A 13,482-nucleotide genomic window follows, 5' to 3' on the forward strand; every position below is an offset into this window, starting at 1 on the left:
GCCCGGCGGGGGTGCGGCGCAGGAGGGTGGAGACAACACCCCTTGATGCGGAGGTACGCACCATGTCCGAGCTCGACGACTTCATGTTCGACCTCAACGGCTACCTGATCCTGGAGAACGCGGTCGACCAGGATCTGCTGGCGCGGCTCAACGCCGAGTTCGACGCCTTCCCGCGCGATCTGGCCCGCGGCGAGTGGTACCGGGGCGGCCAGCGGCGCGACTACACCCCGGAGACCGGGTTCGAGCTGCACCAGGCGGTGGCGGCCGGGCGGCCGTTCGAGGAGCTGATCGACCATCCGAGCTGGTTCGAGCTGGTCAAGCACTACGCGGGCGAGGAGGACAGCTACATCCCCGGCGTCTTCATCGACGAGACGATCGCCTCGATCAGAGAGTCGGGCGGGCACCATCCCGTGCACTCCGGCGGCTACCGTACGGCGCTGCGCTGCGGCTACCGCTACGACCACGGCGTCTTCCGCTGCGGCCAGGTCAACATCATCCTCGCGCTCACCGACATCGGGCCGGGCGACGGCGCGACGATGGTGGTGCCCGGCTCGCACAAGTCGAACTTCAAGCATCCGCTGGCCGGCGACTACGCGCGCGGCGACCGGATGGACACCCTGCCCGGCGCGATCCCGGCGTATCTGAACAAGGGCGACGCGCTGCTCTTCGTCGACGGGCTGATGCACGGCGGCTCCACCCGGACGAACCCGGGTGAGCGCCGCGTCCTCATCTACCGGTACGGGCCCGTCTGGGCCGGCAGCCGCTACGGCTACGCCTACGACGACGCCTGGCTGAAGGAGCTGCCGGAGCGTCGGCGCAGCGTGCTCTACCCGGTGCCGCGCGTCCATGTCGGCGACCCCTGCCCGGCCGAGCCCGGCGACCGCTGAGTTCCGGAGTCCCCGTCGTCGGCGAACAGGTGGCGGTCGTGGTGGGCGACGGCGTACTCGATGGCGCCGAAGACCACGCACTCCTCCCCCAGCGTCGAGGCGCGGACCTCGGGCATGCGCATGCACACGCGTTCGAGGCGTTCGCGCAGCGGCGGCAGCAGGACGTCGGCCGAGCGGGAGAAGCCGCCGCCGAGCACGACGACCTCCGGGTCGAGCAGCAGCACCATGGCGGCGGTGCCGACGGCCAGGTCGTCGACGAAGCGTCCGACGCAGTCCAGGGCGACGGGGTCGCCGTCCCTGGCCGCGGCGAGCGTGTGTCCCGCCGCGTCCTCGGGCGGCACGTCGGCGGGTACGGCGGGGCAGGCGTGCAGGTGTTCCGGGGCGTCGTACCAGCGCGCCTCGGGCAGCATGGCGATCTCGCCGGCGGCCGCGCCGTACCCCCGGTGGAGTTTGCCGTCGATGATCAGGGCCGATCCCATACGCCGTCCGATGTGCAGGAAGACGACGTCGCCGGCGCCGCGCGCGGCCCCGCGCTTGGACTCGGCGAGCACGGCGAGCCTGCTGTCGTTCTCGATCAGCACCTCGCACGGGAACATGCGGCGCAGCTCGGCGGCCAGGTCCAGGCCGCGCCAGGCGGGGATGGCGGCGGAGAAGACGACGTGGCCCTCGCGGGTGACGACGCCGTTGGTGCCGACGGCCACGGTCCAGAGGTCGGTCATGCGCTTGTCGCTCAGGGCGAGGCAGCCGTCCACCGCGCGCTCTATGGCGGCCAGCCGGTCGGCGAGCGGGGCTTCCGGCAGGACGGGCTGCCTGGTCTCGGCCAGCACCTCGCCGTCGAGGTCGGCCAGCGCGGCACGGACGTTGTGCGCGCCTATGTCGATGCCCACCAGGTAGCCGCTGTCGGCGCGGAAGCGGTAGCGCCGGGCGGGGCGGCCCATGCTGCCCGCGGTCGGCGGGACCTCGACGACCCAGCCGAGTTCGATGAGCTCGTCGACGACGTCTTTGGTGGAGGGTCTGGACAGGCCGGTCCGCTCGGCCAGGGCCGACAGCGTGAGCGGCCCGGCCCCGCGCAGCTCGCGCAGGGCCGACAGCGAGTTGAGCTGTCTCAGCCGGGACAGGTCACCGCCGCGAAGGTTCGTCATCGTCCTCCCTAATGGAGCTTTCCTGGTTATGTGAGCAGTATGCCAGTGCGCACTTCGGCTCGTTTTCCTTGGTTTTCGCTACGAAATCGGCATTGACCCGCTGATTGCCACGGTGCTAGTAATGAAGCACTCCTTCGTAAGTAGCGAGAGGAAACAAGCCTGATGCCGTTCGCAGACGTCGGCGAGGTCAGCTGCGACCCCCGGAACGCGCTGGTCTTCGAACACGGCTGGCAGTCGTGGAGCCCGACAGGCGCCTACCGCCTGGACGACCGGCCGCCCCGTGCGGCCGACCCCACGATCCAGACCCTCTGCTACCGCCCCGAGACGCCGGTGCCCGCCGGCGTGTTCCAGGGCGAGGGCCTGCTCGCGATCGACCCCGGCGACGGTGGTCCCGTCGAGTTGTGGTCCGCGCCCGGCCCTCTGCACGTGCCCTCGATCCGGGCCCGGCGCGAGCACGACCGGCTGATCGTCTCGGCCGACGGCCCGGTACGGCACAGCCGTACCTCACAAAGCCTGGACCGGGCGCTGCGCGACTGGGCCCGCACGATCGCCACCGGGCACGCCCCCGAGTCGTTCCCCGCGGTGCCGCCCATGTGGTGCACCTGGTACGGCTACTGGGACAAGGTCACCGAGGCCGACGTCCTGGAGAACCTGGAGCTGGCCCGGCGGCACCGCGTGGACGCCGACATGTTCCTCATCGACGACGGCTACGAGGCCGGGATCGGCGACTGGCTGGACTTACGACCGGAGTTCGGCTCGCTGGAGCGCGCGGTCGGCGCGATCACCGACGCCGGCAAGCGGGCCGGGATCTGGGTCGCCCCCTTCCTGGCGGGCCACCGCAGCCGGATCTTCCGCGAGCACCCCGACTGGCTGGTGCCCGGAGTGTCCGCCGGGCACATGTGGGACCAGGACCTCGCCGTCCTCGACGTCACCCACCCCGACGCCGCCGCCCACCTCGTCCACGTCTTCGAGCGGCTGGCCGCGATCGGCCTGACCCATTTCAAGCTCGACTACATCTACGCCGGCGCGCTCCCGGGCCGCCGCCACCAGGACGTGGATCCGATCGCCGCCTACCGCAGGGGCCTGGAGCTGATCCGCGAGGGCGCGGGACCCGGCGCCACCATCCACGGCTGCGGCGCCCCGATGCTGCCCAGCCTCGGCCTGGTCGACATCATGCGGGTCAGCCCCGACATCGCCCCCACGCTGCTGCCGAGGTCCGGCGACATCAGCCAGCCGTCGCAGCTCGGCGCCCGCCTGGCCGGGGCGGCCAGGGAGTTCCTGCACGCCCGCTGGTGGGTCAACGACCCCGACTGCCTCATCGCCAGGCCCGAGGTGGAGGCCCGCGAGGACTGGGCCGCCCACATCGCGGCCACCGGCGGGCTGCGCGGCTCCAGCGACCCGATCGCCGCGCTCGACGCGTGGGGGCTGGAGACGACCAGACGCCTGCTGGTCCCGACCAGGACGGATCCGTCGTGACGGCCGACGCGCGGCCCCTGTCGGCGGCGAGCGGCCGGCGGCGCCGCGGGAAGGCGCGCCGCGGCTGGCGCTCCCTGCACCCCTACGTGTTCGTCGCGCCGAGCCTGTTCGGCGTCGTCGCCTTCCTCCTGCTGCCCGTCCTCATCGTCTTCGGCCTCAGCCTGTTCGACTGGGAACTGCTGTCGGAACCGGTCTTCGTCGGCCTGGACAACTACGTCGCGATGGCGGCCGACGGCACGGTCTGGAGCTCGCTCGGCGTCACCGTCCTGTACGTCCTGCTGTGCATCCCGCTGCAGACGGTGCTCGCGCTGGCGCTGGCGATGCTGGTGAACCAGAAGCTCAGGGGGATCAAGTTCTTCCGCGCGCTGTTCGTGATCCCCTGGATCGCGACGCCGATGGTGCTCGGCCTGGTCTGGAGCTGGATCTTCGACCCGAGGGACGGCGCGATCAACCGGTTCCTGGAGGTGTTCGGCGTCACCGGGCCCGCCTGGCTGTCGGAGACCTCGCTGGCGCTGCCGGCGGTCGCCCTGGTCAGCGTCTGGCAGAACACCGGCTACAACATGCTGTTCTTCCTCGCGGGGCTGCAGGGGATCCCGCAGGAGCTGCACGACGCGTCCTCCGTCGACGGGGCCACGCCGCGCCAGCGCTTCTTCCGGGTGACGCTGCCGCTGCTCAACCCCACGATGTTCTTCGTCATGGTGACCAACATGATCGGCGCCTTCCAGGCCTTCGACACGATCTACTCGATGACGGCGGGCGGGCCCAGCGAGTCCACGACGGTCTTCAACTACAAGATCTTCCACACCGCGTTCAGGGAGTTCGACTTCGGCTACGCCGCCACGCTGTCGATGCTGCTCTTCCTGATCATTCTGCTGGTGACGACGGCGCAGATCCGGTTCTTCAGCAAGCGCACCACCTACGACCTGAGCTGAGGCAGACCGTGAAGCGATTCCTCCTCTACGCCGTCCTCGTCATCGGCGCGTTCGTCTCCGTCTTCCCCTATCTGCTGGTCGTGCTGACCGCCTTCAAGGACCGCGCCCAGCTCCACACCACCGCGCCGTGGCTGCCCGGCGACCCGATGACGACGGCCAACCTGGAGAAGCTGCTGGGCGGCGACTTCCCCTCCTTCATCCTGAACACCCTGCTCATGACGCTCGCGCTGACGGCCGGGCAGCTGGTGTTCACCACGTTCGCCGCCTACGCGTTCGCCAGGCTCCGCTTCCGCGGCAGGGAGGTGCTGTTCTGGCTGTTCGTCGCGACCATGATGGTGCCGGTCGCGGTGACGGTCATCCCGCTGTTCCTCATCATGCGTCAGCTCGACCTCATCAACACCTGGGGCGGGCTGCTGGTGCCGTACATCCTCGGCACGCCTTACGGGATCTTCCTCATGCGGCAGTTCTTCCGCGGCCTGCCCGCGGGGCTGGAGGAGGCCGCGCGCATCGACGGCGCCGGGCCGCTGACGATCCTTCTGCGGGTACTGCTGCCGCTGTGCAAGCCCGCGCTGGGCACGCTGGCGATCATCACCGTGATCTCCACGTGGAACAGCTTCATGTGGCCGCTGATCATCACCAGCGGCGACGAGACCAAGGTCATCACCGTCGCCCTCGCGGCGCTCAAGGTGGGCATCGGGGTCGACTACACGGCGATCATGTCCGGCGGGCTGATCGCGCTGGTCCCGATGGTCGTGATCTTCATTTTCTTCCAGCGTTACATCGTCCGGTCGGTCGTGTTGACCGGGCTGAAGTGAAAGGCGTACCCCCCATGAAATCCCCCCGTCTCCGCCTCGCCCTGGCGGCGCTGACCCTGCTCCCCCTCGCCGCCTGCGGCTCCGGATCCTCCGACGCCGGCGGACCGGTGACGCTCACCTACCGCATCTGGGACGAGCAGCAGAAGGTCGGCTACGACAAGGTCATGGCCGCCTTCGAGAAGGCCAACCCGAACATCAAGGTCAAGATCGAGGTCCTGCCCTGGGACGATTACTGGACCAAGCTCACCGCCGACGCGGTCGCGGGCAGCGGCCCCGACGTGTTCTGGATGCAGGTCACCTACTTCCCCGAGTTCGCCACCAAGGGCGTGCTGGCCGACCTCGGCTCGCTCGGGCTGGACACCGCGAAGTACCACCCCAACGTCGTCGCCTCCAACACCTATGAGGGCAAGCTGTACGGCGTGCCCAAGGACTGGGGCATGCCAGGCATCCTGTACAACAAGGACCTGTTCAAGAAGGCCGGCGTGGAGATGCCGGACAAGCTCACCTGGGCGCCCGACGGCTCCGGCACCCTGCTGGAGCTGGCCAGGAAGCTGACCGTGGACGAGGCCGGCAAGCACCCCGGCGAGGCCGGCTTCAACGCGGCCAAGACCAAGGTGTACGGCTTCGCCTCGGCCAACCACTCGCAGACCCAGTGGATGAACTGGATCGAGTCCAACGGCGGCAAGCTCATCGACAAGCCGTTCGGCAAGTACACCTTCAACGACGACGCCTCGGTCCAGGCGGTGCAGTTCGGCGTGGACCTGGTGAACAAGCACCAGGTCTCGCCGCCGGCGAGCCAGACGAACCCGCCCACCGGCACGGCCGCCGACATGTTCAAGGGCGGCCAGGTCGCCATGTACCCGGCCAACAACGCGCTGCTGCCGTTCGTGGCGCCCGAGGCGGCGTTCGAGATCGGCGTCGCGATGATGCCGGAGGGCCCCAAGGGCCGCTCGGCCAACATCAACGGCCTGGGCGAGGCGGTGTACGCCAAGTCGAAGCACCTGGAGGAGGCCAAGAAGCTCGCCGCCTACCTGGGCACCGAGGAGGCGCAGAAGTCGATGGCCGACCAGGGCTTCGCCTTCCCCGCGCTCAAGGGCGACGCGCTGGCGCAGGGCTACGTCGACTTCTGGAAGACCACCAAGAAGATCGACGTCACCCCGTACCTGGAGGAGTCCAAGGGCACGACGTTCAACATGCCGATCGTGACCGGCTGGACCGGCTTCGAGCAGAAGCTGAACTCCATCTTCAACGAGATCTACCTGGGCCGGACCCCGGTGAAGCAGGGCCTCGACCAGGCCGTCACGGACGGCAACGCGACCATCAAGTAGGAGCCCCTCATGATCACCCGGCGATCGTTGTTCGCCGGGGGCGCCGGCGTGGGCCTGACCGCCGCACTGGGGGACTCCCCGGTGCGCGCGGCGGCCCGGCGCGCCCCCTTATCCGATGTCTTCCGGCTGGGCGTCGCCTCGGGCGAGCCCGCGCCCGACGGCGTGGTCCTGTGGACCCGCCTGGCCATGGATCCGCTCGCGCTCGACGGTCTGGGCGGCATGCCGAGCCGGCCCGTTCCGGTGTCGTGGCAGGTCGCCAAGGACGAGAACTTCCGGCGCGTCGTGCGCGCGGGAGCCGCGGTGGCCCGCCCCGAGGCGGCGCACAGCGTCCACGTCGAGCTGCACGGGCTCGACCCCGGCGCCGACTACTTCTACCGCTTCCGGGCCGGCTCCGAGATCTCGCCGGCCGGCAGGACCGTCACCGCCCCCGCCCCGGGCACCCGCGGCCGGGCGCTGAACCTCTCCTTCACCTCCTGCGCCGACTACCAGACGGGCTGGTTCACCCCGTACCGGCGCATGGCCGAGGATCATCCCGACCTGATCGCCTTCCTCGGCGACTACTTCTACGAGTACGGCGACTACCGCGCCCCGGTGCGCGACCAGGCCGGCGGCGAATGCCTCGACCTGGCCGGATACCGTCTGCGCCTGGCGCAGCACCGCGCCGACCCCGACCTGCAGGCGGCGCACGCGATCGCGCCCTGGACCGTGGTCTGGGACGACCACGACGTGGAGAACGGCTGGGCGGGCGACGTCCCCGAGCAGCCGGACCCGCCGTTCCTGCCGCGCCGGGCCGCCGCCTTCCAGGCCTACTACGAGAACATGCCGCTGCGCCGCGCCCAGCGCCCGGACGGCCCGGCGCTGCGGTTGTACCGCAGCATCCGCTGGGGCGCGGTGGCCAACCTGCACCTGCTCGACACCCGCCAGTACCGCGACCTGTACGCCTGCACGGGCCGGTCCGGGACCGTCGGCCCGGACTGCGCGGAGCGGTTCGCGCCGGAGCGGACCATCCTGGGCCGCCGACAGGAGGCCTGGCTGGAGGGCGAGCTGCGCCGTTCCCGCGCCACCTGGGACCTGCTGGGCCAGCAGGTCTTCATGATGGAGATGGACTGGGTGAACGGCGAGGCCAAGGGCTGGTCCAACGAGGGCTGGGACGGCTACGTCGCCTCGCGGGACAGGCTGGCCGCGGCCATCGAGGACAACCGGCGCAACGGCGTCGTGCTCACCGGCGACGTGCACTCCCACTGGGCGGGCGAGATCAGGCGCAAGTCCAGGCCGGTGGCGGTCGAGCTGGTCACCACCTCGGTGACCTCGGCGGGCGACGGCCTGGACGAGTACCCCAACACCAAGCAGCTCCTGGCCGAGAATCCGCACGTCAAGTTCTTCAACGGCCGGCGCGGCTACGTGCGCGCCAAGGTCACCACGAGCGAGATGAGGGTCGACTTCCGCTCACTGCCCTACGTCACCCGGCCGGACGCCCCCGCCCACACCTCGGGCTCCTTCGTCATCGAACCCGGCAATCCCACCCTGAACCCAGCATGACCAGGTGGGTTGATTTTCTGTACTCGCTCCCCTAGCGTCTGGGCATGATCTCTGTCGTCCTGGTGGCGGGCGCCTCGTCGGGCGTCGGGCTGGAGACCGCGCGGGCACTGGCCCGTCGCGGTCATCAGGTGTACGGCACCAGCCGCGTGGCGGCCCGCGTGGACCTCCCGGGCGTGACCCCGCTGGCCCTGGAGGCCGGCGACGAACGCTCCGTCCGCGCGTGCGTCGACCACGTCCTCGCCCGGCACGGGCGGCTCGACGCGCTCGTGTACAGCGTGGGCTTCTACACCGCCGGTGCGGTGGAGGAGACCTCGGACGAACTGGCCCTGGCCCAGTTGGAGGCGTACCTGCTGGGCGCTCACCGCCTGGTCCGCGCGGTGCTGCCCGCCATGCGCGAGCAGGGCGCGGGCCGGCTGGTCCTGATGAGCTCCACCGCGGCCGTAGCCGCCATCCCGTTCCACGCGATCTACTCGGCCAGCAAGGCCGCCCTGAACCACTACGCCGAGGCGCTGCGCGACGAGGTCGCGCCGTTCGGGGTGCGGGTGACGTGCGTCGAGGCCACCAGCGTGCGTACGGGGGCGGCGGTCGCGATGCGCGAGAGCGACCCGATCCCCGGCTACGAACCCGTACGCACGCGGGTCATCGAACGCTTCCGGCGGCTACAGCTCGACGGCCCGTCGCCGGTGCCGGTGGCCGACGGCATCGTCCGGGCAGTCGAGGCCCGCCGCCCGCGCCCCGTCTACCGGATCGGGGCGCAGGCCCGCATGCTGCCGTGGCTGCGCGCCGTGCTCCCCGATCCGGTGTTCCGGCGGCTGTACGGCCGCTTCTTCCACGTCAGCCGCCCTGGGTGACCCGGATCGTGGTCGGGTCGAACAGCCCGAGTATCAGGCTGAACGTGGCGTTCTTGGTGGCCACCAGCACGGTGGTGTCGGCGACGGGCACCAGGTCGCCGTTCTCGAACAGCGCCGACTCGGCCTCCAGCCACAGCTTGCAGCCCTCCTCGCCGGGCTTCAGCGTGGCCTCCTCGACCAGCTTGGTGTAGCGCTCGTTGGCCAGGTGGGCGAAGTTGGCCCCCTTCGGCGCCGCGGGCCCGCTCAGGAAGCCGACGAGCTGCGAGGGCAGGGTGACGCCGATCGGCAGCCAGGCCACGTCCCAGTCCTGGGTGGCGTTGAGCGACTCGGCCAGCTTGGTGTCCAGGACGCCGTTGAGCTTGATCTCCACGCCCAGCTTCTTCCAGGTGGCGGCCAGGTACTCGGCCGCCGCCTGGATGCCCGCGCCCTTCGTGGTGACATAGAGGTAGCGCAGCGACAGCCGCTTGCCGTCCTTGACCCGGATCCCGTCGGGACCCGCCTTCCATCCGGCGGCGTCCAGCCCCGCGGCGGAGGCGGCGGCGTCGAAGGCGGGCACGTGACCGGCCACGCTGTCGCCCTTGCACGGCCTGGGCTCGGCGACCATGCCCGTGGCCGGTCTGCCCGTCCCGCTGGTGGCGATGCCGCCCAGTTCCTTCAGGTTGACGGCCTGGGTCAGCGCCTTGCGCACGGCCGGGTCCTTGGTGGGCCGGTCGTCGCCCTGGTGGTAGAAGAACTGGTGCTGACCGGCCGACGGCAGCATCTTGCCGATGCCGGGCGCCGCCTCCAGGCGCGTACGGTCGGCGCCGTAGAACGTGGCCCCGTTGATGCTCCCGGCCAGCAGCAGGTTCGCGGCGGTCTGCTCGTTGGGCACGACCTTCAGCACCACCTTGTCCGGCAGCCCCTTCGACGTGGCCCCGTTCGGGCCCCAGGCGTAGTCCTTGCGGACCTCGAAGGTGTAGGAGTCGCCGGGCGCGGCCGACTTCAGCACGAACGGGCCCGTACCGGAAGTGGCGCGGGCGATGGACGCGCGGTCCTTCACCCCCTTGCCGCAGACGATGAACAGGCTCTCGGCGCTCTGCAGGATGAAGGAGAACGGCTTGGGCGTGGACAGCGTCACCGTCCCGGCTGCGTCGTCGGCCACGGCCTTCATCCCGACCGGCAGCAGGACGCCGTAGATGGGCGACTTGGTGGCCGGGTCGGCGATGTGGTTGACGTTCTGCGCGACGTCGGCCGGGGTGAGCTTGGAGCCGTCGGAGCAGGTGACGTCCTTGCGCAGGGTGAAGGTCACCGAGTCCGGCTTGACCTCCCACTTCTGCGCGAGCGCGGGCACGATCGTGCCGTCTTCGGTGCTGGCGACCAGGGTGTCGTAGGCGACCGAGAGCACGAGGTTCGTGGCGCCGAGCACGCCGGTGGCCGGGTCGAGCACACCGGGGTCGGCGGACAGGGCGTAGGTGAACGTGCCGCCCGCGACCGGACCACCGGCGGGGGCCTGCGTACCCCCGCCACCACACGCGGCCGTGACCAGAGCCAGGGCGGCGAGCACCGCTGCTTTCTTCATGCACGAACAGTGGTACCTGCCCGCCACCGCATCTTCGTGCCACCCGACGAAACTCCGCCGCTCCCTCGTGCCACACACCCGAGCCACCCGATGGGCGGTCGCCCCGCGGAAGGCTCAGGGGCGGCCGGTGAGGGTCTGGAGGTGGTGGCGCAGGGTGCGGGCCATCAGGCCGGGTGGCATCCGGTCCGGCCGGAGCACGCCCTCCAGCGTCAGCCCGTCGATGAGGGCGGCCAGCCGCTCGGTCTCCAGTTCCGCGTCCAGCGGGCGGCGCCTGGCCAGGCCGTCGACGATCCGGCGTACCAGCTTGCGCATGCCGTCGTGGGACTCGCGGGCCAGCGGCTCCAGCTCGGGCCGGGTGCGGGCGGCCGTCGCGAAGGCCAGCCACACCGTGGTCTCCTCCCGCCGCTGATCGTCGAGCGGCAGCAGTTCCGACAACATCCGCTGCGCGCCCTCGGCCCTGGCGTCGCGGTCCTGCTCGGCCAGCAGCGGCCCGACCCGCTCCATCAGCCGCGCGGCCACCCGGTCGAGCGAGGCCCGCATCGCGAACACCATCAGGTCCGTGTGACTGTCGAAGTAGTGCCTGACCGAGCCGATGGCCAGCCCGGCCTCCGCGGCGACGTTGCGCAGGGACGCGTGCTCGAAGCCCGCGCGGCGCACGACGCGGAACACCGCGTCCACGACCTCGTCCCTGCGGGCTTCCGGATCGACCACCTTCGGCATGTGGCCTTTATAGCACACCCCTGCTACTTTATTTGGCATGGACGTGCTAAAAATACTCCTCATCGTCGGCCTGATCGGCTACGTTGTGGCCGGGCGCATGCGCGGCCGGCCGCTCGTCGCCAAGGACGTCTACGTGCCCCCGGCGGTCATGGCCGCCATCGGCGCGCACGGCCTGCTGCAGCGCGACCTGTCCGCGGCCGACCTCGGGTGGCTGGCCCTCACGATCGCGCTCGGGGTGCTCTTCGGCGTGATCCGCGCCGCCACCACCGTCGTGTACGCCCGCGAAGGCGTCCTCTGGCACCGCTACACCTGGAAGACCCTGGTGGTCTGGGCCATCACGCTGGCCATCAGCCTCGGGGTGGGCGCGCTGGCCGTGGCGGCGGGGATGCATGCCGAGGCCAGGTCCATGCCGCTGTCGATCGGCGCCGGACTGCTCGGGGAGGCTCTGGTCATCGTGTTCAGGTCGCGTACGGCCGGCGTCCCGTACGCCGGGCGGGAAAACACCCGGCGGCCGCTCTGAGATCTCTACACTGAGGCCGCCCCTTCATCCGCGACCCCCGACCCAGCGAAGCAAGGGGTTGGACGGGCCATCCCGTCGCCACACGAGAACCGATCACCCAAAAGGAGATTGGAATGCGTAAGTCGTACAAATTCGCACTACCGGCCCTGCTGGCAGCCGGCCTGCTCACGGCACCGGGCGCGCTCACCTCCACCGCCTCCGCCGCGACGGCCCAGTCGGCGAGCGCGATGGCGCTGACCCTCGACAGCGCCGGCTGCGAGGCGATCGCCCGGCGCTTCCTCTGCGAGGTCCACTTCAGCGGCGCGGTCGCGCCGGTCGCCATCCGCTGGTTCGTCAACGGCAACGCCATCCCGTCCTTCGACAACCGCTCCTTCGTGGGCATCGGCTGCCAGCCCACGTTCAGGTACGACATCCGCGCCGTGATCTCCGACGGCACCGGCGCGTCCGTCCAGTTCCACACCACGCCCACCTGCCGCTCGGGCACCCCATAACCTCCGGTGCGGCGGCCCGCCGGGCCGCCGCACCGTGGGTGGAACGTCAGGCGGCCTCCTCCCGGGGGAAGAAGGGGAGGGCCTGGTAGACCTGGTCGGCGGCGGCGAGGATCCGCTCGGCGTCGTCGACCGGCGGGTGGATGTATTCGTTGATCCGCCGCTTGATGTCCGCGCCCGCGGCGCCCGAGGCCATCACCTTGCGGTCCCAGCCCCGGGTGAACACCCCGCCGGCCCCGCCCAGGTCCAGGCACGTGACGTACGGAGCCGGCGTGAAGTCGCGCAGCGGCCTTCCGAGCAGGTCGGCGGCCGCGTTGTACCCGGCGACCTTGCCGAGCGGGGTGGCGTGCTGGCAGGCCTGCATGACCGTGCGCCCGGCGTCGGACGGCGCCGCGGCCGTGTCACCGGCGGCGAACACCTCCGGCAGCGCGCGCAGCCTCCGGTCCACCGGCACCCGGCCGAGGTGGTCGAGTGCGCCGGAGACCTGCCGGGTGAGCTCGCTGGCGCGCAGCCCGACGGACCAGACCACAGCGTCGGCCGCGACCTCGGTCCCGTCGGACAGCACCGCGTACCCGTCGCCGACCTCCGTCACCGTGGTCGAGAGCCGGCGTTGCACGCCCAGTTCGTCCAGCGCCGCCTCGATGTGCGCGCGCGGGCCGGGGCCGAGCTGATGCCCGACCACCTCCGACCGGTCCACCAGCAGCACCCGGCCGCGCGCGGCCAGCGCGGTCGCGGCCTCCAGCCCGACGAATCCGGCGCCGACGACCACGGCGGAGTAGTCCTCGATCCCCCGCAGATGGCCGGTCAGCCGCCGGGCGCCGTCCAGGGTGTCGATGTCGAAGAGCCGTTCCGCGCCCGGCAGGCCCCGCGGTTGCACGAGCCTGCTGCCCGCCGCCAGCACCAGGCGGTCGTAGCCGATCTCCACACCGTCGGCCACCACGACGCGGCGGCCGGTGTCGATCGTGCTCACCGTGGCCCGCACGTGCTCGACCCCGATCGGCCCGAGAAACCTGCTCAGCTCCACCTTGGCCAGGTCCGGCTCCGGCTCGTACAGGCGCGGCCGCAGCACCAGGTGCTCGTTCGGCGCGATGAGCGTGATGCGCAGGTCCGCGTCCGCGCGGGCCAGCGCCGCTCCCGCCGCGCTCCACACGCCCGCGAAGCCACCTCCGATGATCACAACGTGAGCCATCGTCCCGTCCTCTCTAAGCTTTCACCCCCGGGAACGG

General features: G+C 71.0%; 13 protein-coding genes. 9 read left to right on the forward strand and 4 right to left on the reverse strand.

From position 1 onward, the window contains the following. Nucleotides 1-62: 62 nt before the first annotated feature. On the forward strand, nt 63-887 hold the full coding sequence (locus tag ACIBHY_RS36865) for a phytanoyl-CoA dioxygenase family protein (RefSeq protein WP_397309125.1): 825 nt from the start codon (nt 63-65) through the stop codon (nt 885-887). On the opposite strand, the gene ACIBHY_RS36870 is transcribed toward ACIBHY_RS36865, so the two are convergent. Next, nucleotides 827-2,029, reverse strand: coding sequence for an ROK family transcriptional regulator (locus ACIBHY_RS36870; protein ID WP_397309126.1), 1,203 nt, complete (start codon nt 2,027-2,029; stop codon nt 827-829). The genes ACIBHY_RS36865 and ACIBHY_RS36870 overlap by 61 nt on opposite strands. Nucleotides 2,030-2,191: 162 nt before the next feature. Here ACIBHY_RS36870 and ACIBHY_RS36875 point away from each other — a divergent pair, with 162 nt between their 5' ends. From ACIBHY_RS36875 to ACIBHY_RS36900, 6 genes are read left to right on the forward strand one after another with little or no spacing between them, the layout of a single operon-like run. Continuing rightward, entirely contained in the window at nt 2,192-3,505 is a 1,314-nt protein-coding gene (locus tag ACIBHY_RS36875) for a glycoside hydrolase family 36 protein (RefSeq protein WP_397309127.1), read from the forward strand. Further along, nucleotides 3,502-4,437 (forward strand): carbohydrate ABC transporter permease, encoded by a 936-nt coding sequence (locus tag ACIBHY_RS36880; protein WP_397258642.1) that lies wholly within the window; start codon nt 3,502-3,504, stop codon nt 4,435-4,437. The genes ACIBHY_RS36875 and ACIBHY_RS36880 overlap by 4 nt, the downstream gene beginning before the upstream one ends. A gap of 8 nt (nt 4,438-4,445) precedes the next feature. Then, nucleotides 4,446-5,252, forward strand: a complete 807-nt coding sequence (locus ACIBHY_RS36885; RefSeq protein ID WP_397258640.1) for a carbohydrate ABC transporter permease — start codon at nt 4,446-4,448, stop codon at nt 5,250-5,252. A 14-nt stretch (nt 5,253-5,266) separates the two neighbouring features. Continuing rightward, complete coding sequence (locus tag ACIBHY_RS36890) at nt 5,267-6,580, forward strand: ABC transporter substrate-binding protein (RefSeq protein ID WP_397258638.1); 1,314 nt, start codon at nt 5,267-5,269, stop codon at nt 6,578-6,580. Nucleotides 6,581-6,589: 9 nt separating this feature from the next. Next, the gene (locus ACIBHY_RS36895; RefSeq protein WP_397309128.1) at nt 6,590-8,119 is read left to right on the forward strand and encodes an alkaline phosphatase D family protein; all 1,530 of its coding nucleotides are present in this window, start codon (nt 6,590-6,592) and stop codon (nt 8,117-8,119) included. 44 nt (nt 8,120-8,163) lie between these two features. Then, nucleotides 8,164-8,970, forward strand: a complete 807-nt coding sequence (locus ACIBHY_RS36900; protein ID WP_397309129.1) for an SDR family oxidoreductase — start codon at nt 8,164-8,166, stop codon at nt 8,968-8,970. Here ACIBHY_RS36900 and ACIBHY_RS36905 read toward each other — a convergent pair. Then, nucleotides 8,954-10,528 carry an ABC transporter substrate-binding protein gene (locus tag ACIBHY_RS36905; RefSeq protein ID WP_397258632.1) on the reverse strand — a complete coding sequence of 525 codons (1,575 nt, stop codon included), beginning with the start codon at nt 10,526-10,528 and terminating at the stop codon, nt 8,954-8,956. The genes ACIBHY_RS36900 and ACIBHY_RS36905 overlap by 17 nt on opposite strands. A gap of 114 nt (nt 10,529-10,642) precedes the next feature. Beyond that, nucleotides 10,643-11,248, reverse strand: coding sequence for a TetR/AcrR family transcriptional regulator (locus ACIBHY_RS36910; protein ID WP_397309130.1), 606 nt, complete (start codon nt 11,246-11,248; stop codon nt 10,643-10,645). 37 nt (nt 11,249-11,285) lie between these two features. Between ACIBHY_RS36910 and ACIBHY_RS36915 the strand changes: the two genes are divergently transcribed. Both ACIBHY_RS36915 and ACIBHY_RS36920 read left to right on the forward strand, forming a co-directional pair. Further along, on the forward strand, nt 11,286-11,768 hold the full coding sequence (locus ACIBHY_RS36915) for a hypothetical protein (RefSeq protein ID WP_397258628.1): 483 nt from the start codon (nt 11,286-11,288) through the stop codon (nt 11,766-11,768). 113 nt (nt 11,769-11,881) lie between these two features. Then, the gene (locus tag ACIBHY_RS36920; protein ID WP_397258626.1) at nt 11,882-12,259 is read left to right on the forward strand and encodes a hypothetical protein; all 378 of its coding nucleotides are present in this window, start codon (nt 11,882-11,884) and stop codon (nt 12,257-12,259) included. A 46-nt stretch (nt 12,260-12,305) separates the two neighbouring features. On the opposite strand, the gene ACIBHY_RS36925 is transcribed toward ACIBHY_RS36920, so the two are convergent. Next, complete coding sequence (locus ACIBHY_RS36925) at nt 12,306-13,445, reverse strand: NAD(P)/FAD-dependent oxidoreductase (protein WP_397309131.1); 1,140 nt, start codon at nt 13,443-13,445, stop codon at nt 12,306-12,308. Nucleotides 13,446-13,482: the final 37 nt, after the last annotated feature.

The sequence above is a fragment of the Nonomuraea sp. NPDC050547 genome (assembly GCF_044457345.1).
In the GTDB taxonomy this organism is placed as follows: domain Bacteria; phylum Actinomycetota; class Actinomycetes; order Streptosporangiales; family Streptosporangiaceae; genus Nonomuraea.

Coding starts and splice junctions, on each gene's coding strand:
- ACIBHY_RS36870 (WP_397309126.1), bottom strand. CDS start 2,029: ATGACGAACCTTCGCGGCGGTGACCTGTCCCGGCTGAGACAGCTCAAC.
- ACIBHY_RS36875 (WP_397309127.1), top strand. CDS start 2,192: ATGCCGTTCGCAGACGTCGGCGAGGTCAGCTGCGACCCCCGGAACGCG.
- ACIBHY_RS36895 (WP_397309128.1), top strand. CDS start 6,590: ATGATCACCCGGCGATCGTTGTTCGCCGGGGGCGCCGGCGTGGGCCTG.
- ACIBHY_RS36925 (WP_397309131.1), bottom strand. CDS start 13,445: ATGGCTCACGTTGTGATCATCGGAGGTGGCTTCGCGGGCGTGTGGAGC.
- ACIBHY_RS36910 (WP_397309130.1), bottom strand. CDS start 11,248: ATGCCGAAGGTGGTCGATCCGGAAGCCCGCAGGGACGAGGTCGTGGAC.
- ACIBHY_RS36900 (WP_397309129.1), top strand. CDS start 8,164: ATGATCTCTGTCGTCCTGGTGGCGGGCGCCTCGTCGGGCGTCGGGCTG.
- ACIBHY_RS36905 (WP_397258632.1), bottom strand. CDS start 10,528: ATGAAGAAAGCAGCGGTGCTCGCCGCCCTGGCTCTGGTCACGGCCGCG.
- ACIBHY_RS36920 (WP_397258626.1), top strand. CDS start 11,882: ATGCGTAAGTCGTACAAATTCGCACTACCGGCCCTGCTGGCAGCCGGC.
- ACIBHY_RS36915 (WP_397258628.1), top strand. CDS start 11,286: ATGGACGTGCTAAAAATACTCCTCATCGTCGGCCTGATCGGCTACGTT.
- ACIBHY_RS36865 (WP_397309125.1), top strand. CDS start 63: ATGTCCGAGCTCGACGACTTCATGTTCGACCTCAACGGCTACCTGATC.
- ACIBHY_RS36890 (WP_397258638.1), top strand. CDS start 5,267: ATGAAATCCCCCCGTCTCCGCCTCGCCCTGGCGGCGCTGACCCTGCTC.